The sequence below is a fragment of the Ekhidna sp. genome (assembly GCF_963691765.1).
Lineage (GTDB): Bacteria > Bacteroidota > Bacteroidia > Cytophagales > Cyclobacteriaceae > Ekhidna.
The window spans coordinates 3,939,249-3,959,079 of sequence record NZ_OY829375.1 but is presented as its reverse complement, the minus strand read 5'-3'; the positions used below and the strand labels follow the sequence as shown (position 1 = coordinate 3,959,079).

Genomic DNA, 19,831 nt, shown 5'->3' with positions numbered 1-19,831 from the left:
AAGTCAGCAAATATTAACCGCCCTCAATTAATTATGCATTAATTAGAAGTTCATTTTTTTTATCAATTTCTTCCTCCACTCTATCAAGGAAGTTTGGAAGTTTTTTCCAGAATGTATCAGACCGATAATCCGGCATCTTAGCTGCCAATTTTTGCAAGTCAATGTTCGCCAAATTTGATTTCATTTTGTGCAAATGATCGTACGCCCTTTCTCTATCTTCAACACCCATCATTTCCCGCGCCCCCACTATTCCTTCGCCAATCGATTTAATTGCCATATCAGCAATCATCATTACTTTTTCAGTTTCACCACCAAGTAATTCATGTAAGAAAGCAAAAGGAGTTTCCTCTTCATTTTTTCTAACTGGTTTTTTTCTTGCAAGAATTTTTCGAAAAGATCTATTTCCTAACCTGCTCACTTTTTCAAATAAATCTTCCGGATCAAATGGTTTAGAGACAATCTCATTCATACCACTCCGCTCCATTTTAGACCTTGACTCTAAAAGTGTACTGGCAGTTAATGCTATTATGGGTAGTTTGCGGAAATACTCATCATTCATTGCCCGAATTCTTCTTGTAGCTTCATAGCCATCCATAATAGGCATTCGAACATCTATAATCATTAAATCATAGGCTTTACTAGCTATCATATCTAATGCCTCTTCACCATGATTGGCTAGATCAACAGTAACTCCCCATCTATTCAGAAATCCTTTGGCAATTTCCTGGTTTGCTTGGTTATCTTCTACCAATAAAACATGAAGATCCAAATTATTCTTATCCTGTTTAGATTGTTTCTTTCTGGTAGTTTTTATTTGAGATTTCTCAAAAGGCAGTGAAAAATAGAACGTTGTTCCTTTACCAAGACTGGAAACAACCTCAAGCTTGCCGCCCATCAAATCCACCAAATGCTTTGATATTGACAACCCTAACCCTGTTCCTCCTACTTTGGAAGTATAAGAATTGTTAACCTGTTTAAACGTTTCAAATATTGTAGACAGTTTATCTTCTGGAATACCTATACCAGTATCTTTAATTGTAAACTGTAATACTCCCTCTCCACCAGGTTCTACTGACAACTCTACTTTACCTTTTTCAGTAAACTTGATCGCATTACTTACTAGATTATTTAGAATTTGAGTTAACCTAATTCCGTCACAAATAAAGTAGTCTGCTAAAGCATCAGCATATGAATACTTAAGCTGAACTTGACCATTCCCAAGTTGCGGAACAGACTTCCAAGTTTCAATGATATTTTTAACCAACTCATTGAGGTTTACATCTTCCTCAACTATTTCTAGATTCCCGGATTCAATTTTCTGAAAATCTAATATGTCGTTAATTAAAGTGAGCAGGTTATTGCTCCCAAACTTCAACATCTTGAGTCTATTACTATTTTCCAGTTCGGGATGCTCCATTTCAAGCAGATTGGTAGTACCAATAATTGCATTTAGTGGTGTCCTAATCTCATGACTCATTGTTGACAGAAACTGCTCTTTTATTCTACTTGCATCCTCTGCTTCATCCTTGGCTTTTCGCAACTCAACTTCCTGTCTTTTTACTTCAGTAAGATCGTTAGTGAAGATTATGATCCCTCCTACTTTATCCTTGCTTGTATACCAAGGATGAATTTCACCTTGCACCCATTGTATGCCCCCATCTGCTCTCACAAACTTCTCTATACCTGGCTTTACAATCTCGCCTTCTAAAGCTCTTTGATGCATCTTCTTCCATTCGACAGGTATAGATGGGAAAATTTTGTAGTGAGATTTTCCAATTATATCTCCCACAATATTTTGATCCTTATACCACCGCTTGCTTGCCGAAATATAGTTCATGTGCTTATCCAGCATGGCTATTGCCGCTGGAGCACCTGAGATAAACGTTTTAAGTAAGTTCTGCTCCTCTAATATCTTATTGCTACTCTGCTGCTGTTCTACTAGATCTCCAACCCATCTAGCTACAAGCGAAATAAAATCTAATTCATACGTTGTAAAGGGTTCCTTTCTTGATTTGGTACCGGTAAAATTCACTGTTCCGAAGATCTTACCATCTACTCTATATGCTGCTCCTATATACGTTTCAAATTGCAACTGCTCAAAACAAGGATGACCTTTATGCACTGAATCAGACATTTTATCTACTCCCAGCACTTTGCCTTTTTGAGCAAGTGTAATATCACAATATGTATCACCAAGTTTGAACTTCTGATTTATTTCTAACTCACTTGTTTCGGGATAAAATGCTGAAATACGATACTCATCCATCCAAATGGAGCTAATAATTGCAGTCTCCAGTCCCAGATATTCAAGGCAAAGTTTAAGCCCTTGATTCATTCGTTGTTGAATGCTAAGATCAGTAGAGCCATTTAATTCATTAAGCAATCTTACACCCTGCTTGTATTTCTCCTCTTTACCAGTGGATGACTTTAAGTCAGTTATGTCTTTAGCTACATTGTAAACATGCTTTATTCTGCCGTGCTCATCAAAGGTAAAATCAGCACTTAAACCAACCCATTTTACTTCTCCTCTAGCCGTCGTTATCGGAAACTCATAATAGCTTTCATTAACCTTATTTTTTATCACATCTGTGTAATAGGCGACTACCTCTGATCTTTTCTCAGGTATAACATTGTCAAACCAGTTTATTCTATTTATTTCTTCAAGTGAAAACCCTATAAACTTCTCAAATGCCGGATTAATATATGTGTATGCTCCATTGGCATCCAATTCATAGATTATATCATGCGTTCCATTAACAACTCTTTCATACCGTTCTTTTGACCCTAGAACTTCTTTGAAATGTTTTCTTTGTTTTAATACTCTCACTTTTACTAACTGCACAGTAAATATCAAAACGAGAGATGCTGCAATAATTACAGAAATTCCAATCATCCAATACTGGGACGTGATGGATGAATCAAGTCGTTGGTTAGTTTCTCGCGACAATAACTGATACTCATCAATAAGAAGATTCATTGCAGGAAGAAAAGTCTCCTCATGTTTCAAAATATTGGATCTAAATAGTCCAACATTTGAAGCCTCTTGAATGCCGTAACTACTTCGGATAAGTGCAGAGACTGATGGACTCAATCGAAAATAGAGACTGTCTACTTTAAAAATATCCAGACCAGAAAAATCTAATCGTCTATTACCTGTCTCAATTTCTTGATGATTGAGTTGAAATAGAGTTAGTGATGAGTCTAATAGGTGAATGTTTTCATTATCGAAGACCGAATCTTTATTTAAAAGAAGAGCGCGCTTCGTAACATATTGACTCAATGTATTCTGATTTCTGCATATACTGGTTATCTCATCAAGTTCAGTATTAATTATTGCAATCTTTTGTACTTGATGATATGCATAAAAGGTTGTCAATAAAACAACAGTAACTCCTGCAATGAATGCAAGAATTATTCTAATGACAAGCTTCCGCACATTTAGTTCAGAATATTTCTCGGCGGCTTTCTCCATTTAGTTGAACCAACTGCGAGTAGTCGAATTCCATAGTGGTTGTATGCAAATAACGCAATCAAAAACCTTAAATCATATCCATTTCGACAGAATAAAGAACACATACGACGTAGTATGCAAGAAAGAAGGCAAGTCTTCAACTCAATTCTTGACATAAGTAATTCTATTGAATTTGCTAAGTGTTTTTCTTTCTAGACAACATTATAGTTATCTTCGCGGCTCAATTCATTAATACTATGATCTCAACTGAAAACATTTCTTTACAATACGGAAAACGTGTTCTTTTTGATGAAGTAAACATCAATTTTACTGGGGGCAATTGCTATGGAATTATTGGGGCAAATGGAGCTGGTAAATCTACTTTTCTAAAGATTCTTTCGGGAGAGATTGCAGCAAACTCTGGTGCAGTTAAAATTGAGCCAGGCAAAAGAATGGCTGTATTGAAACAAAATCATCATGAATATGATGAAGTCCAGGTTCTCGATACTGTAATGATGGGCCACCGTGAGCTTTGGGATATAATGAAGGAGAAAGATGCTATTTATGCAAAGCCTGACTTTAATGAAGAGGACGGCAACCGCGCATCTGAATTGGAAGCAAAGTTTGCAGACATGGATGGTTGGAATGCTGAATCGGATGCAGCAGCACTTTTAAGTGGCCTTGGAATAGTTGAGTCAGATCACTACAAATTAGTCAAAGAGTTAAATGGTGCTGAAAAAGTTCGTATTCTACTTGCTCAAGCACTATTCGGAAATCCAGATATATTGATTCTTGATGAGCCAACCAATGACTTGGACATACAAACTATCTCATGGCTCGAAGACTACCTATTGGAGTTTAACAATACACTCATCGTTGTTTCCCACGACAGACACTTTTTAGATACAGTTTGTACGCACATCGCTGACATAGATTTTGGTCAAATAAAGCTATTCACTGGGAACTATACATTCTGGTATGAATCTAGCCAACTTGCATTGAGCCAAAGATCAGCTGCAAATAAGAAGGCTGAAGAAAAGAAAAAGGAATTACAAGAATTCATTGCAAGATTCAGTGCCAACGCTTCTAAATCCAAGCAAGCCACTAGTCGTAAAAAGCTTCTTGATAAGATCAATGTAGAAGAAATACAGCCATCAAACAGAAAGTATCCGGCGATAATCTTTACTCAAAATAGAGTAGCTGGTGATCAAATATTAGAAACCAAAGGGCTCTCCAAAGAAGTTAATGGTAACTATTTATTTAAAGACGTAGATCTTTTTGTAAACAAAGGAGATAAAATAGCTGTCGTTGCAGACGATAGCCTAGCAGTAACCTCGTTTTTTCAAATACTAATGGAAGAACAGCAAGCCAGTGCTGGAAGCTTCAAATTTGGTCAAACCATAACGCATGCATACCTGCCAAATGAAAATTCTGAATACTTTAATTCTGACGATAACCTCATCGATTGGTTAAGACAGTATACAGACGATGAAGAGGATAAGGATGAAGTTTACATAAGAGGATTCTTAGGCAAAATGCTCTTCTCTGGACAAGAAACTCTTAAGAAGTGCAACGTACTATCCGGAGGAGAAAAAGTAAGATGCATGCTTTCGAGAATGATGTTACAGGGAGCTAATTTGTTGATACTAGATGAGCCTACCAATCACCTTGATCTCGAGTCAATTACCGCATTAAATAATTCTTTAAAGGACTTCCCAGGCACGGTTCTTTTCACATCTCATGATCATACATTCACTCAGACTGTAGCCAATAGAGTTTTAGAACTAAGACCTAATGGATTTACAGATACTTTGAGTACGTATGATGAATTTTTAGAAAAGAAAAAATTAATGACTGCCGGCGTTTGATCAAGACTTAAAGCCAATCATCATAATATCGTCATTTTGACGGTTGGCACCGGTCCATGTAGCTAGGTACTTTTCCATCATCTCTTTCTGATCAAAAAGAGAAATATGCTTATGCTGTAAGAGGTAGTCACCGAGTTGCTTCATAGAAAGCTTCTTAAAATCAGGTCCACCTATCAGATTAAATATTCCTGAGCTACACAAATAGAAATTAGAGTTACTAGGATCATCGAGCGTATTTGAGGTATAACTATGTCTCGCCTCTGTATTTTCACCCACTTGATTTTTTTCTCCTTCTACTATCTTAACACTATCCTTCTTAACTTGAATAAGATCCATATTAGCGCCTGCAAACTCCATCTCCTTCGTAATAGTATCAAGCTTTACAATGCCAACATTGGCATTTGTGTTTAATAGAATATTATTTTTATCCTTAAAGCGCGCCTTAACTTCTCGATGTAAAAATTGCAATATTGAACCAGGAAAATCAATAGAGTATCCATCGACCATTTTTTTCAGGGCATTCATATAGATTCGAATCATCATCGAAGCTAAATGACCCTCACCAACACATGTAAATAATGCTAAATAGACATCGTTTCCGTGGTTATGAAGCCAAAAACCATCTCCTCCTACTCTTCCTTTTGGCTTGTTAATTACATATCCTTCAGAAAATTGTTCATTAAGTCTATTTTCCTCAGGTAGTACAGAAAAATAGTTTCGACGCGTCGAATCCTCAATTTTATCAAAATTGATAATCCAATTAGTTTCATTAATCTTTTTCTCCTTTGGCTGCTGGCTCATTATGGATACTTATTAGTCAAGTCCTAATACGACAAATGCTTCATGATTATTCCAATTAATTGGAATAACATACATAGAAACGTTATATGGGATATTTAGTTCAGCAGGCATACCTTCAAATACGGTAGGCACTGATATCATAAAATTGGCTCCCAAATTTGCTCTAACATTACCAGCCACAACATTAGAAATTTCACCAGCCATATCTAAAATATCTTCTTCCGATGGATCTTCAATTCCAATGAACATATTGATCAAATCGGCAAACATTTCACGATTGGCAGATATATACACAAAACCCTTTCTACTCCCAGATATACCTATCATTCCGGTAAAATCTTTGAGTACCAGGCCATCAGATTCTTTGAGGTAGGGCACCTTCATATTAGAATCTATTTCAGTTAAATGCTTAAAGTAATTGCTCACCGAATTGATGAACATATTACATGTTGCTTCAAATTCTTCTTTCCTACTCTCCATCCCGTTTCAAAAGTTTATCAAAAGCTTTAGCAAGGTCTGCTGCATTAACAGGTTTGTACATAAACCCTCTTGCTCCCTTATCCAATGCTATTAACCCGGTCAATTTATCTGCCAAAGCGGTGATAATCATCACTTTGGTTTCGGGATTAATTTTCATAATTTCTTCCAAACAAGCGATGCCATCCATTTCAGGCATAGTAATATCAAGCGTAACCACATCTGGCTTCTGATCCATGACCATCTGAACCGCCTCTACACCATTTGCTGCCTGACCAATTATTTCTAAGTCATAATCAGCAAGATTTTTTTCGATTGTACGCCTCATAACAGAGGAGTCATCAACAATCAATAACCTCTTCATTCTTCATCATCTCCTTTCTCGGTCTCAAGAACCGGTAGTTTGATGATCATTTCAAAAGATTTGCCAGGTACAGATGTGATATCGTATGCTCCTTTATGCTGATCTAAAATACTCTTCACTAAATGCATACCCTGTCCGCGACCTGCATGTGCATCTGATTTATCTGCCGTAGAGAAACCTTCTCTGAAAATCAAATCAGTAATTTCTCTATCATCCATACCCTTCAGATCAGTGTCCGTTACCAAGTTATGATCCAATGCTTGTCTCTTAATTCGCTCCATATCCAATCCTTTACCATCATCGAGATATCGGATAAATAATTCATGATCACTGCGGGATAATTCTATCAAGATTTCCCCCATGATCACTTTTCCATCGTTCATTCTTGAATTAGGAGCTTCAATACCATGTACTACAGAGTTTCTAATAAGTTGAATCATCATGTCTTTGAATGATTCAATGTAGGCCTCCGGAAGTACTACATTATCAATGTTGTCGAAAGTCAAATTCACAGATTTGCCCAGTTCTTTAGCAATTAGCTCAGCTCCTCTCTCAAGAGCATCAATCACCATTATGTTAGAGACTGAGTCACCTTCAGCAGGGAACTTCTTATAGATATTGATAATCTTGTAAAGCATTTCAGCAATTTCCGCAATCATCCGATCTGCTTCATCTACTTCGTACAATACAGCTAGGAAATCTTTACCTCTTACCTCCTTGGACTGTAAAGCTGTAATTGAATCTTCTATTTCATGGAATTTATTGGCCATAAGTTCCATTCCTATGACAACAGCATTACCTTTCAAATTATGAATTACATCGAATGTAAAGCTTAGCAACTCACTGTATTCATCATTTTCATTCTTCTCGTATCTTTCAGAAATGCTTTTAAGCATTTTGCGAGAGTTATGTAAGAAGCCTCTAAGAATAGAAGGGTCAATTTTAAGAATACTAAGAACTCTTTCCGTTTCTTGTTGTTTCTTTTTCTCCGCTTCATCGAGATGTTGTTGTAGCAAGATTGATTCTGTTTCATCAGAAACAGAAACCATGATATTTTGAATCTTCTCTTTTCTAAAAATACGGGTAAATTCAACTCGAATGTACTTGGTTGCAACAATGCCATTTTGCTCGGTATGAATTTTAACCTGATCAATTGGATTGAGCTGATTAACAACCTCTTCATCCATATCTTCATTAAACAAGTGTCTCATGAACATTTCCAACGCTTCTAATTCCCTTGGAAGAATTAGTGGTCTCATGAAATTGGCAAAGTTTTCTCCAGCAATTCTATCGTTGCTGAATATCTCCTTCATAGCCTTGGAATGGAATTTTGATATTTTAAACTCCTTGTCTAGCAAGAAAATACCTTGCTGGATGTTCTCGAAGACCACAAGTGATACACCATAGATATTCTTATAAAGGAATTTAGCCTTATCTCGCTGCTTTCTCAGTTCAAATTGAGATTTACGAATTTCCAACACCATTCTATTGAAGGTATTGGCATATTGACCTAACTCATCTTTAGTTGGAATTACTACTTTCTTTGTGAGGTCACCAGCTGATATTCTTTTGGTATAAGCTTCTAATGTACTTACATTCTTCAAGAGATTGGTTACAATAGTAGTCATCAGCCAGAATGCAATTATTCCAATAGTGACATCCAAGATTAAGAATGTCCAGAAGTTTCTTACAGAATTTTGCGCTATTTCTTGAGTTCTTGCCTGTATATTGTCAGACATGTAATCTTCAACATCTTTTAGGCGATTAATTTTAGTAGTACTCGATTCATACCAATGGTCAGGATTCTCAGATAAGGTATCATTAGCAAATAATACCTCTCGCATTCTATTTACCTCATCGATTTCATCACCACTTACAATTTGCCCGTAATAAGCAATAGACTCTTGATTGGCAATAATGTTGAAGGCATCCAGGTAAGAATTTTGGCTAGCAACTAGCGTGGTAAATTGATTGTATAAATCGAATCCAATATGATTGAAAGAAAAGGCTTGAGTACCAATGGCTCTTTCAATACTTGCATATTCTTTGGACTTAAGAAAATAGATGATTGCATGAATTTGCTGCGCAATTTCTTTGTCCCTTGTTTCATCTATTAGTTTAATAACCGTATTAAGGGCATTATCATTTATCTCTGAAAATCTGGTAATTGATTCCTCGGATGAAATCCGGTGTTGATCTATACTCTTTCTTAATGTGGTTAATTTGTCGAAGAAGGCATTCAGCTGATCCAAGTCGGTCCGATGGAGCTTCATAAGTTCATCTAACTCTCCATTAGTTAGTTCATTGAAATATTGCTGCAGTGTACTGTCAGTTTTATCTCTTTGTTGATTGAGTTTAACACCGAAGCTTTCTCCTTGATTAGCAAGAAAACCTGATGAGATACTTCGTTCTTTCTGAATCTCATGTACAACATGATTGATTTCAATACCTACTCGTATTGCTTTATTCAGTCGTACACTATCGGAATAATCTAAATAGTGATACCTCACCTGGAGGTAATCAAAAGCCAAAATGATAACAATAAGCGGAATAATAATTACCGCAAATTTCTGGCGTATTGGTAAGTTGGTTAGTCTCTTTATCATGAAATATGCGCGGCCTATGCAAGCACTTTTTCTACTACTTTTAGTAGGTCTTCCTCTGTAAATGGTTTTACAATATACTCAGATGCGCCGAGAGATAATCCTTTATTTACAACAGTTTGTTGTCCTACCGCACTTACCATAATTACTTTAGATGGCACTTCTTCATCTTTCAACACCTTTAATATTTCGAATCCCATCATATCTGGAAGAATATTATCTAGTGTGATTAAAGCTGGCTGCAATTGAACAGCTAAATCAATGGCACTTTCCCCATTTTGTGCTTCACCTACAACTTCATAACCAGCTCCTTCCATTGCTGATTTGATTAATGATCGCATGTAGATGGAATCATCAACAATTAATACTGTCTTACTCATTTTTACTTCTTATTACTATTTTATCACTTTATTTAAACGATTGAATATCCAATTTGGATTGATTAGGGTGATATAGAGTAACTAAACTAAGTTTTTAATCTTGTCCACAAATTTATTGTGAAATACCCAAATAAAATCTGGACAAATATCTAGCTCTTTTCCATGGAAAACGGCTTTGAAATGAATAATTGACTCAAATTCGCTTGCGTCCTCCACGATAAATTCGTTTAACTCAGTAGCTTTCAATACTTTCAAAGATGGGACATTTCCATATATCTCCACATCTAAAAAATTAGAAAATTCAGTAATAACGGCTGCGGAAACCATATTGTCTATTTCGGTTAGAAATCCGAGCTTCATTATGACACTTTCTTTGGAATCATCTTTTGCAATCTTTTCAGGTAAACAAGCCTCATAAAGTTTGGCTACTTCAGATTCTGAAAAAATTAGATGACTTGTTCCTTTGAGTTCGCCCAACAACTCTGTCTTAATTAAATGTACATCCTGATTTGGTCCTCCGAAACGATCTAAATCGAGATCTGCGCTGACATAATCAATTTGCTCAATGTTAATGGGGCTTTGGAGTATTTGCTCCATTGATGATTTGGCCATGGATAACCCATCAAAAATGAGCTTGGTGGCAACCTTCATTTCACTATCATTCAAATCTGCCATCATAGAATATTAGGTTTAAGTTGGTTCGTTGGTCAAAATAGTCCTTTATTTTCAATCTAATTAATGTTTTAGGCGAACAATAGGGATTATTCATCGAGTTGCTTTAAAATGGCGATTAATTCTGAATTGTCAAACGGCTTCACTAAGTAATGCTTGGCTCCATTATCCATAGCATCTACTATTGCAGACTGTTGCCCAACGGCGCTAATCATTATCACTTTTGAGCTAAAATCATCTGTATTTAGTGTTTTTAAGACATCTAAACCAGTCATGTCCGGTAAAATATTATCTAAAGTGATGACATCTGGTTTTAGCTCGTTTGCTAGATCTATAGCCATTTCTCCATTTTTAGCTTCACCTACTATTTCATAACCCTCTTCACTGAGTAATGTTCGAAGACTTGATCGTATGTATGTAGAATCATCTACTATAAGTATTCGCATAATTCTCGTTGTTAGGTAGTTGAGATCTTTTTATAAATACGTGTTTTCACATCGTATATGCCAAATTTACTTTTTCCATAATCAGGCATAATGTCGTAATATCCAATCACCAGGTAACCATTATCTTTTAGACAACTATGCAGAAGGTCTAGAACCCTATGTTTTAAGGTATCATCAAAGTAGATCATTACATTTCTACAAAAGATAATATCAAATTTGTCCATCATAGAATCCATGACTAGGTTATGTTTCTTAAAAGTGACATTCGTCTGATACTTTGATTTTATTGTTGCATGCTTATCATGAAAATCAAAGAAATCCTGCATGTCCTTATGTGGAAAAAATTTAAGAAATGGGACTAAGTATTGTTTAAGAGTGACTAACGAATAGTCTCCTTTTTTTGCCTTATTTAGCGCCTTTGTACTTAAATCTGTTGCTGTAAGTCTAGTCCTGTTCAGGAGACCTAATGTTTCGAGAACAATATTCATGGTATAGACCTCCTCTCCTGTAGAGCATCCGGCATGCCATATTTTCATGGACTTACCTGCAAATTCAGGAAGAACGTTTTCTCTAAGCTTGATCCAAACATCTGGATTCCTGAATAGCTCCGTCAAGTTTACTAACAGATCATCGATTGATTCCAAAAAGAACTCGTTGTCTCTGAGAATCAATGACCATAATTCGATGATAGACTCCATGTTGTGCTTCAACATTAGCCTAATGATTCCTCTTTTTAATGAAGTCCTCTCATAATTGGTAAAGTCAAGCCCATACCTATTATTTATAGCCTGCATTAGAGCTGTAAGCTCTTCATCACTGATGGTATCGGTTGTTAGAGAGACTATTATTCTACCTTTTTAGTGGTTGATTGAAATAACACATCCATAATGGATGCAACATCCAATACAGGACATACATCCCCAGATCCAAGAATGGTTGTTCCACTAAGTAACTTGCTATTATCCAGAGGCTTAGGCAGCTTCTTTTCTATTATCTCTTTCTGCCTTTGTAATTTATCTACAACTAGCCCTAGTAATCTACCAGAGTGAGTGGTTATGATTACATTCATTTCTTGATCGCCATTTATCGTATCAAGAAATTTTTGACCTATTTCCAATTGATCTACACTCTCCAGGTTTCTTACCTCGAGAAGCCCCTTCAAGAAAACCAATGGTATTGATTGCTCCTGATGGTCTACCATCAAACTATCTGCGACAAGATGTATGTCTTGCTTTTTTAGGTAGGTTACTGACTCGATATAGGTAAGAGGAATAGCATAAACCTGAGTTTCAACCTCAAACAATAGTGCCCCTTTTAGTGCTAAAGAAGATGGAAGCAATAAATGTACGGAAGTACCTATTCCAAGCTCAGTATCGACTAGGACTTGCCCTCCTATTGATTCCACAGATTTTTTAACTACATCCATCCCTACTCCTCTTCCGGAGATTTCAGTAACCTTATCTGCACTAGAAAACCCAGGTTCGAATATATATCGGATGATTTCCTTTTCACCCAATTGATCTGCCACCTCTTGTGTTACCATATTTTGGCGAACAATCTTCTCTTTAATCTTTTCTGTATTGATACCTTTCCCATCATCAGATATAGTAATTACAACATTATCCTTTTCTAGCGTTGCGGATAGTGTAACACTGGCTGACAGTGGCTTTCCTGAGTCTTTTCTTTCTTCTTGGGATTCTATACCATGCCCAACTGCATTTCTAACAAGGTGGACCATTGAGTCACTAATAATCTTAAGAATATTACGATCAATTTCAACCTCAGTCCCTTTTAAAGTAAGTTCTACATTTTTCTTTTCAGCAGATGCGGCATCTCTCAATACTCTATGGAACTTATTAAACAAAAACCCCATTTGCACCATCCTAACATTCATTATTCCATAATGCAGGTTTGAAGATATTCTCTTAATTCGTTCAAACTCTAAAGTGCTTTTTCCTTCAGACCCAAATAATGAAATTAGTCTATCGCGTTCGATTACAAGCTCTCCAACCATATTGAGAAGATCGTCCATCTTACGAACTGGTATCTGAACAACATCTGCGAATTTTATTCCTGAATCTTGCTCCTCATTTTGATCACCTTCGTTATTATCATCATCCTCCACGATACTCTCATCAGTTGGTTCTGAATCGAGATCTGATGCTTCAGATGCTTTTTCTTCACGAGCGTTTTTAAGATATACTGATAGCTTGGTTTTTATACCTAGGTAACTTACTCTCTCATTACTTGTTACTGCATTTATAAGTCCTCCAAGCTTATCATTTGCCCGGAACAAACTATCAACTAATTCTTTATCTAGAGATACCTCTCCATTTTTTATAGCTCCAAAAACATCTTCCATTACATGAGCCAGGTCAGCAATTTTTTCATAGCCCATACCCATCGCATTGCCCTTTAAGGTATGGACGATGCGAAAAATATTTGCTATTGCCTTCTTACTGGACATGTCTTTCTCCAGCTCCACGAATAGTCTATTAAGCTCCTCGAAATTCTCAAGAGCTTCGGTTAGAAATAACTGACGGTATTCTTCTTCCTTGGATTTCATTTAGATATCATTAACCAAATAACTACCAATTTCTTTAATGTCGAGCTCAACATCAACTGCACCAGCTTCTGACGCTGCTTTTGGCATCCCATAAATCACACTGCTTTCCTTATTCTGCGCAATAGTCATACCTCCTGCACTATGAATGGCAGTCATTCCCTTAACGCCATCCTTACCCATTCCGGTAAGTAAAACACCAACCATCTTACTTTTATACATCTCAGCTGCGCTAAGCATCATTGCATTAATTGATGGGTTATTATACTCCTTATATACTTCATCCGTAAAGTCTACTACGACTTCTCCTTTTTCCTTAACAAGGATCAAGTTTGCATGGCCAGGACAAAACATAACCACTCCTCCAGTAGGTTTCATTCCTTTAGTGGCTGAAACAACTTCCAAATCAGTCAATGAGCCCAATCTTTGCACAAATTGAGGAATGAATACTTTGGGCATATGTTGGCAAATGATTATTGGAATATCAAAATCTCTAGGTAGCGAACAAATTACTCTTTCAATAGCTGTCGGCCCACCAGTAGATGCGCCTATAGCTATAAACTGATACTTGGATGTCCTGCGCCCGGACCTAGCAATTACTTTCGGTTGAGGCTTTACCTGTGTTACCTGCTTTGGTTTTGCCCTTGATGTACTTTTTATTTTCTGAATGAGCTCCTTTTGCAGCTCACGCATTTTTGATTTATTTCTGTCAGGTTTGTTTATGTAATCTACCGCTCCATTTTTTAAAGCTTCAAATACTGGCTGAAGGTCCGTATTGCCTACTGAACTTAGTATTAGTATTGGAGTCGGCCGGCTACTCATTATTTCTCGAACAGCATACAATCCATCATATTCAGCCATATTCAAATCTAAGAGCACAACATCGGGTCTTAAATTGTTTACCTGCTGAGTTGCTTCAAGTCCATTGACGGCTGTACCTACAACTTCAATTTGAGGATCTTCTGAAAGCAAATCGGTAATAAGCAATCGCATGAAAGCAGAATCATCAACAACCAATATTTTCAATTTGGTATTCATTCTAATGCTCAGTCATATTGTTTGGAACAACAATGGCCTTATCATTTTTTAAAAGTTCAATTACATCCAGGTAATAAATAAGCTGATCATTATCTTGAATTAGCCCTTTTATGTAGGAAACGTCAAGTGATGAATCCTCTATCATATGCAACTCACTCGTGATATTATCACCATTTACTTTTCGTGTAGTTGGCAAATGATTTAGTGATAACGCACCCGAAACTCCTTCACGTTCCAGTACCAATAGAAATTGAATAGGTACGTTAATATCTAATTTGAATTTTTTTGTAAGATCAAAGACCACATAGGTTGAGCCTCTTACGTTTGCAATTCCTGCAATATGTTCTGGAGTATTTGGAGTTTTTGAAAGAGTGGAAATTGGCACTACCTCTTTAACAGCATCTATATCTACTGCATAGAGCTCACTTCCTATCTGAAGAACCACAAATTGAGTAGTTAGCCCTTTAAGTTTTTCAACATCTTCTTTATACCTCTTTCTAAGAGTAACTTTTAAATCATACAGCTCTTTAGCAATAAATATTGGAAGTCCTGGCTCTACTGCAACTGTTTCTTTAGTTTTCTCAATTACTTTAGTTGCAATTTTCTTTCTCGACTCAACCTTTGGAGGTTTTGTTTTTTTTGATTTTAATGGCGCCTTCTTAGTCTTAGAAAGTGTCTTTTTTGGCTTACTCTCATTTGCTTTAGGCTTAGATTCAACTTTTTTGGTTGTGGTCGCGGCTTTCTTACTTTCTGACTTCTTTTTTGTTCTTGCAGTAGGCTTTTCAATAAGCTCTTTGCTTTTAGCCACAGTCTTTTTCTTTCCGGAAGTAGATTTTTCAGCTTCCGAATCGTTTGAGATAAGTTTTCTCCTCTTTAGGTTTTTTCCTAGCGCCATCTATTCTCAATTTAACTTTATCATTTCCTCAGCAAATGACATATAATCTTTAGCGCTATTCGAATGTGGTGAATATGTAATTACACTTTGTCCAAAAGATGGTGCCTCAGAAGCTTTTACATTATTTCTAACCATAGAACTAAAAATATTCACATCGTAATTTTCATTTATGTGGTCTTTTACTTCCTCACTTAGCTTTCTTCTTTTATCTACCATTACAGGAAGTATCCCTGCTATTTCCAATTTTTTCTTATAAGTACTATTTATTTTATCAATCGTCTGTATTATCTGATCCAGCCCTTGAAGACTTAAAACCTCCATTAGCATGGGAATGATGATTTTCTCAGAAGCATATAGAGAATTCACTGCTAATATTGAAAGTGAGGGTGGGCAATCTATCAATGTATAATCATATTTCTTTGATATGGCTTTAATCTTGGAGTTTAGCATATTATGCCTATCTGATAAATCAATCAAAGAAAGTTCTATGTCAACCAGCCTCATATCAGAAGGCACTATACTCATTCCTTCTCGCTCCTGTATTACTTTCTCGATAGCTACATTACCTTCAAAAACATCCGATATGCTCGGCCCTTCGTCCAGCCCCAAGCTATAGCCCAAGTTGCCTTGGGAATCCATATCAATCAACAAAACACTTTTTCCTAAAGTAGCCAGCGCACTACCTAGATTTAGTGAGGTCGTTGTTTTTCCTGTTCCTCCTTTTTGATTTACGATTGAGATAACTGGCATATTGGTGGTATTGGTGAATCGCTAATTTATTATTCTGAAAGTTTAAACATACCTACCTTCTCTTTAAGGTTTCTTGCAATCTCGGTTACTTCTTCAGACTTCTGCGTATAACTCTCCATTCCAGCCGAAAGTTCTGTAGCTGAACTTGCAACTTGTTCAGTACCTGCAGCCGTTTCTTCTGCAATCACCACGATACCTTCTGTGATACTAACAACATTCCTTATGTTATCCATCTGTTCCTTGGTTGCCTCAAGAATGGCCTTTGATATTTCTAAGTTTTGATTGGATGAAGATGCAATTTCTTTGAATGCCATTGAGGCATCATTTGAAGCACTTTCCCCTCCTAGAATACTCTCGTTCATAACTTCAATAACTTTCGCCGCCGATGCTGTATCGTTCTGAACATCAGTTATTAGCTTTTCGATTTCTCTTGCAGAGTTTCGGGAATCCTCAGCTAGTTTTCTTATTTCCTCAGCAACCACAGCGAAACCTCTACCCGCATCTCCAGCTTGTGCAGCCTCAATTGCTGCATTCAGTGCTAATAAATTTGTCTGAGCAGCGATATCGGTAATAATCCCCAAAACGCGCGTGATTTCATCAGATCGTTCTGTTAGAACCTGAATCGATTTATTGGTATCATTAGCGAAAGCTTTGATGTCTTTCATGCTAAACCCAACCTTATTTACCATTTTGAGTCCTGCATCAGAACTTTCGGATACTTTATGAGCAGCAACATTGATCTCCTCCGCTTGTGTGCTCATATTATTTGCTGAACGTTGAATACTTTCAACTAGATTGGAAGACTCATCTACCTTACTTACCTGGGTTTGAGCACCACTGCTCATTTCTGCAATTGCAGAGGCAATCTCACCTGTGTTAGTATTCATCTCCTCACTTGCTGTCAACATTTCCATGGAGGAGTCACCTATAATGTTTGCATTGGTAACTATGCCATCTAGTAGATCGTCAAGGTTGTCAAGTGCTTTATTAAGATTTTCAGCAAGGTTTAAGATGTCGCCTTTTGCTTCTTCACGGTATCGTACTGAGAGATCTCCTTCAGCCATGCTGTTAGCTATCTGGTTCAATACCGTGAATGGTTTTGAAACAGATTCAAGAAGATTATTGATTGAATCGCTAAGTTCTCTCCATGCTCCATCCTTACCTAAAGGATCCATTCTTGAACTTAGATCACCTTCACCTTCTGCATGAGTAACAACATCATTTGTTTCGTCTATTACCGATCTTAAGTTATTCCGCATCATTATTAGCGACGCACCTAGTACGTCATTCTCTCCGGCAATTTCAAAATCTGCATTCAGATCTCCTTCACCAATCTTTCTTGAGAATTCGGACTTACTGTAAATTTCATCCATTAGTTTATTTACAGATTGAGCTATTTCACCAAGCTCATCTCTTGAAATATCTTTTATGCGTTTAGAATCATCCAACTCACCTCGTGCCAAATCTTTTAATAGATTATTAGAAAGGTCAAGCGAATCAGTAATTCTATTAGCCAATTTCCAAATGGTATAGGTTAGTATTACTAGACCTATAAGACCAATTAGAATAGTAAACCTAAAAGTAGATGTAAACGCAGCCGTAATTTCTGAAACCGGTACTACTATGGCAGCAGCCCAATATCTCCCGGACCTTCCTACCGGAATTGGAGAAAAAGTAACATACACATCATCATCTATAACATCATCAAATGAGCGATAAGAGAATGCTTCACCTGAATTGATTTTTTCCAAAACGCTCACTGGGCTTTTTCCAATCACTCCTATTGTGTCCATCGGCTGATTGAAAAGGCCTGGATCTGCATGAGCAGTAATCACTCCTCCGCTTGAAATTAGAAGTGCATAAGCCTTCTCGTAGAAGTCCACCTCTGCAACTCCTTGAAAATCATCAACTGACATATCAGTGCCGACAACACCTGCAAACTTCCCATCTACCTCAAGTCTAACCGTTGGAGAAATTCCTAAAAGAGAGTCTCTTGTATTGGAAGAATAATCATAGTCAAGATACCAATATGGCTCACTTAGAAGCTCTTTAACATTTGAATCTGCTTTAAATTGTTCATATATGGCACTTGCTTTTCGACCATCTAACTCTGCCAACTCAAGTGATGATTTTATTTCGTCTCCATCCAAATATGAATTAAACCGCTCTCTACCATAGCTTTTATCCCAGGTCGGATCTATAAATTCCAATTGCCAACTCATCCAGGTGGCATCGTATTTCGGATACCTAGTAAGAACTTTTTCTAAAAATGTTTTTCGAAGGCTATTTCGCTGTTCATCTGGCATGTATGTATACTCTTCAACAGCATCTGCCATTACCCGAGCAACAGCCAAATCTTCATCAATTATGGTTTTGATTGTATTTGCTTTTTGCTGCGCATATGAATCTGCTAGCTTTTCAGCTTCACTAATTGCATTACTCCGCAAATTATAGCTTATGTATACCAGTGTAATCCCGTAAATGATCACTGTTATTCCAAGAATAAACAGCATCATTTTTCTCCTAATTGTAAAATTTTTAAGCATCTTGATTGTGGTTAGCCGATCAAAGACAGATACACCTAGGTTACTTCAGTGAATTTGTCGCCTGAAATCATACCTAATATATCAAATAGGATAATCATTCGTCGATCTTTTTTAATAATTCCTTTGAGGTATTTCTGTCCTATCACCGATTTTAATCGTGCAGCTGAAAGCTGCTCAATCATTCCATCTGTTACCATTAAGGTATCTGGAACATCAGGAATGGCAATAGCCATTTGAAACTCCTCGTGCTCTAATACAAGTAGGTATTTATTTTCTGTAGCTTGGTTCGTGTTCTTATTGAAGAAAATTCCTAAATCCAATACACCAAAAATATTTCCTCGAACATTGGTCATTCCCCTGATGTACGAGGGCATTTGAGAAACTGGTGCAATACTTGGAAAAGGAACAACTTCCTTGATAAGATTTATGGGAATAGCGTATTCTTCACCTAGAGATTTGAAAATACAAAATTGATGAAAGACATCTCCTTTAACTTCATCCTCAGAAGAATTACTCTTTGATTCTGAAATCTCTGTTTTTCTATCTTCCAATGCAACTTCACTCTCCAAATCCGCAGACTTAGTTTCTTCTGTTTTTTTTGTAAGATTTTCTCCTAACGCCATCCTAAGTAATAGGTGTAAATATGAGGTATCTAAGAAACTAAATTACAATGACTTTTACGTATATCTAGCTCGGTAAAATAATGAGTTCTACCTAAAAAGTTGTCTTAGGATAATAATGGTCTCACATTAATCATTATCGTCCTCTTTTTTTTCATCGGCTTTTACGTCAACTATATTACCAAATTCGTCAATATATGCTAACATATCATCCAGATCAGCTCCTTTTCGGTTATTTTCCTGTCTTTCCTTCTTACGTTCTTCTTTTTCTTTCTTTTTCTGTTGTTTCTTTTTCTCTTTTTGACTCTTTATGAACTTATTTTGGGAATTTGACATACGAATGAACTTTAATGGTTG

General features: G+C 36.7%; 17 protein-coding genes. 1 reads left to right on the top strand and 16 read right to left on the bottom strand.

Going from position 1 to position 19,831, the window contains the following annotated elements:
* Positions 1-31 precede the first annotated feature (31 nt).
* Positions 32-3,472 (bottom strand): ATP-binding protein, encoded by a 3,441-nt coding sequence (locus tag ACY650_RS17735; RefSeq protein WP_462249544.1) that lies wholly within the window; start codon positions 3,470-3,472, stop codon positions 32-34.
* 236 nt (positions 3,473-3,708) lie between these two features.
* Between ACY650_RS17735 and ACY650_RS17730 the strand changes: the two genes are divergently transcribed.
* Positions 3,709-5,319: an ABC-F family ATP-binding cassette domain-containing protein gene (locus tag ACY650_RS17730; RefSeq protein ID WP_462249542.1), complete on the top strand. Its 1,611-nt coding sequence runs from the start codon at positions 3,709-3,711 to the stop codon at positions 5,317-5,319.
* On the opposite strand, the gene ACY650_RS17725 is transcribed toward ACY650_RS17730, so the two are convergent.
* The 15 genes from ACY650_RS17725 to ACY650_RS17655 all read right to left on the bottom strand — a co-directional run bounded on the left by ACY650_RS17725 (position 5,320) and on the right by ACY650_RS17655 (position 19,810).
* Entirely contained in the window at positions 5,320-6,120 is an 801-nt protein-coding gene (locus ACY650_RS17725) for a hypothetical protein (protein WP_462249540.1), read from the bottom strand. It abuts the gene before it with no gap.
* 12 nt (positions 6,121-6,132) lie between these two features.
* Positions 6,133-6,600, bottom strand: coding sequence for a chemotaxis protein CheX (locus ACY650_RS17720; RefSeq protein ID WP_462249538.1), 468 nt, complete (start codon positions 6,598-6,600; stop codon positions 6,133-6,135).
* The gene (locus ACY650_RS17715; RefSeq protein WP_462249536.1) at positions 6,590-6,961 is read right to left on the bottom strand and encodes a response regulator; all 372 of its coding nucleotides are present in this window, start codon (positions 6,959-6,961) and stop codon (positions 6,590-6,592) included. The genes ACY650_RS17720 and ACY650_RS17715 overlap by 11 nt, the downstream gene beginning before the upstream one ends.
* Complete coding sequence (locus ACY650_RS17710; RefSeq protein WP_462249534.1) at positions 6,958-9,567, bottom strand: nitrate- and nitrite sensing domain-containing protein; 2,610 nt, start codon at positions 9,565-9,567, stop codon at positions 6,958-6,960. The genes ACY650_RS17715 and ACY650_RS17710 overlap by 4 nt, the downstream gene beginning before the upstream one ends.
* 14 nt (positions 9,568-9,581) lie before the next feature.
* The gene (locus ACY650_RS17705; protein WP_462249532.1) at positions 9,582-9,944 is read right to left on the bottom strand and encodes a response regulator; all 363 of its coding nucleotides are present in this window, start codon (positions 9,942-9,944) and stop codon (positions 9,582-9,584) included.
* 81 nt (positions 9,945-10,025) lie between these two features.
* Complete coding sequence (locus ACY650_RS17700; RefSeq protein WP_462249530.1) at positions 10,026-10,622, bottom strand: hypothetical protein; 597 nt, start codon at positions 10,620-10,622, stop codon at positions 10,026-10,028.
* An 83-nt stretch (positions 10,623-10,705) separates the two neighbouring features.
* Positions 10,706-11,062, bottom strand: a complete 357-nt coding sequence (locus ACY650_RS17695; protein WP_462249528.1) for a response regulator — start codon at positions 11,060-11,062, stop codon at positions 10,706-10,708.
* Positions 11,063-11,073: 11 nt separating this feature from the next.
* Entirely contained in the window at positions 11,074-11,883 is an 810-nt protein-coding gene (locus ACY650_RS17690) for a CheR family methyltransferase (protein ID WP_462254429.1), read from the bottom strand.
* Positions 11,884-11,906: 23 nt separating this feature from the next.
* On the bottom strand, positions 11,907-13,628 hold the full coding sequence (locus tag ACY650_RS17685; protein WP_462249526.1) for a chemotaxis protein CheA: 1,722 nt from the start codon (positions 13,626-13,628) through the stop codon (positions 11,907-11,909).
* Entirely contained in the window at positions 13,629-14,663 is a 1,035-nt protein-coding gene (gene cheB / locus ACY650_RS17680; protein WP_462249524.1) for a chemotaxis-specific protein-glutamate methyltransferase CheB, read from the bottom strand.
* Between the two features lies 1 nt (position 14,664).
* Positions 14,665-15,558, bottom strand: coding sequence for a chemotaxis protein CheW (locus tag ACY650_RS17675; protein WP_462249522.1), 894 nt, complete (start codon positions 15,556-15,558; stop codon positions 14,665-14,667).
* Positions 15,559-15,564: 6 nt separating this feature from the next.
* Positions 15,565-16,308 (bottom strand): ParA family protein, encoded by a 744-nt coding sequence (locus tag ACY650_RS17670; RefSeq protein ID WP_462249520.1) that lies wholly within the window; start codon positions 16,306-16,308, stop codon positions 15,565-15,567.
* A gap of 29 nt (positions 16,309-16,337) precedes the next feature.
* Complete coding sequence (locus ACY650_RS17665; RefSeq protein WP_462249518.1) at positions 16,338-18,854, bottom strand: methyl-accepting chemotaxis protein; 2,517 nt, start codon at positions 18,852-18,854, stop codon at positions 16,338-16,340.
* A gap of 35 nt (positions 18,855-18,889) precedes the next feature.
* Positions 18,890-19,477 (bottom strand): chemotaxis protein CheW, encoded by a 588-nt coding sequence (locus ACY650_RS17660; protein WP_462249516.1) that lies wholly within the window; start codon positions 19,475-19,477, stop codon positions 18,890-18,892.
* A 126-nt stretch (positions 19,478-19,603) separates the two neighbouring features.
* A complete protein-coding gene (locus ACY650_RS17655) occupies positions 19,604-19,810 on the bottom strand; it encodes a cold-shock protein (RefSeq protein ID WP_462249514.1) in 207 nt (68 codons plus the stop codon).
* Between the last annotated feature and the right edge of the window lie 21 nt (positions 19,811-19,831).

What these genes read in the sequence shown, in the direction of transcription:
- ACY650_RS17735 (WP_462249544.1), bottom strand. Translation starts at nt 3,472, where the DNA reads ATGGAGAAAGCCGCCGAGAAATATTCTGAACTAAATGTGCGGAAGCTT.
- ACY650_RS17730 (WP_462249542.1), top strand. Translation starts at nt 3,709, where the DNA reads ATGATCTCAACTGAAAACATTTCTTTACAATACGGAAAACGTGTTCTT.
- ACY650_RS17725 (WP_462249540.1), bottom strand. Translation starts at nt 6,120, where the DNA reads ATGAGCCAGCAGCCAAAGGAGAAAAAGATTAATGAAACTAATTGGATT.
- ACY650_RS17720 (WP_462249538.1), bottom strand. Translation starts at nt 6,600, where the DNA reads ATGGAGAGTAGGAAAGAAGAATTTGAAGCAACATGTAATATGTTCATC.
- ACY650_RS17715 (WP_462249536.1), bottom strand. Translation starts at nt 6,961, where the DNA reads ATGAAGAGGTTATTGATTGTTGATGACTCCTCTGTTATGAGGCGTACA.
- ACY650_RS17710 (WP_462249534.1), bottom strand. Translation starts at nt 9,567, where the DNA reads ATGATAAAGAGACTAACCAACTTACCAATACGCCAGAAATTTGCGGTA.
- ACY650_RS17705 (WP_462249532.1), bottom strand. Translation starts at nt 9,944, where the DNA reads ATGAGTAAGACAGTATTAATTGTTGATGATTCCATCTACATGCGATCA.
- ACY650_RS17700 (WP_462249530.1), bottom strand. Translation starts at nt 10,622, where the DNA reads ATGATGGCAGATTTGAATGATAGTGAAATGAAGGTTGCCACCAAGCTC.
- ACY650_RS17695 (WP_462249528.1), bottom strand. Translation starts at nt 11,062, where the DNA reads ATGCGAATACTTATAGTAGATGATTCTACATACATACGATCAAGTCTT.
- ACY650_RS17685 (WP_462249526.1), bottom strand. Translation starts at nt 13,628, where the DNA reads ATGAAATCCAAGGAAGAAGAATACCGTCAGTTATTTCTAACCGAAGCT.
- cheB (WP_462249524.1), bottom strand. Translation starts at nt 14,663, where the DNA reads ATGAATACCAAATTGAAAATATTGGTTGTTGATGATTCTGCTTTCATG.
- ACY650_RS17675 (WP_462249522.1), bottom strand. Translation starts at nt 15,558, where the DNA reads ATGGCGCTAGGAAAAAACCTAAAGAGGAGAAAACTTATCTCAAACGAT.
- ACY650_RS17670 (WP_462249520.1), bottom strand. Translation starts at nt 16,308, where the DNA reads ATGCCAGTTATCTCAATCGTAAATCAAAAAGGAGGAACAGGAAAAACA.
- ACY650_RS17665 (WP_462249518.1), bottom strand. Translation starts at nt 18,854, where the DNA reads ATGCTTAAAAATTTTACAATTAGGAGAAAAATGATGCTGTTTATTCTT.
- ACY650_RS17660 (WP_462249516.1), bottom strand. Translation starts at nt 19,477, where the DNA reads ATGGCGTTAGGAGAAAATCTTACAAAAAAAACAGAAGAAACTAAGTCT.
- ACY650_RS17655 (WP_462249514.1), bottom strand. Translation starts at nt 19,810, where the DNA reads ATGTCAAATTCCCAAAATAAGTTCATAAAGAGTCAAAAAGAGAAAAAG.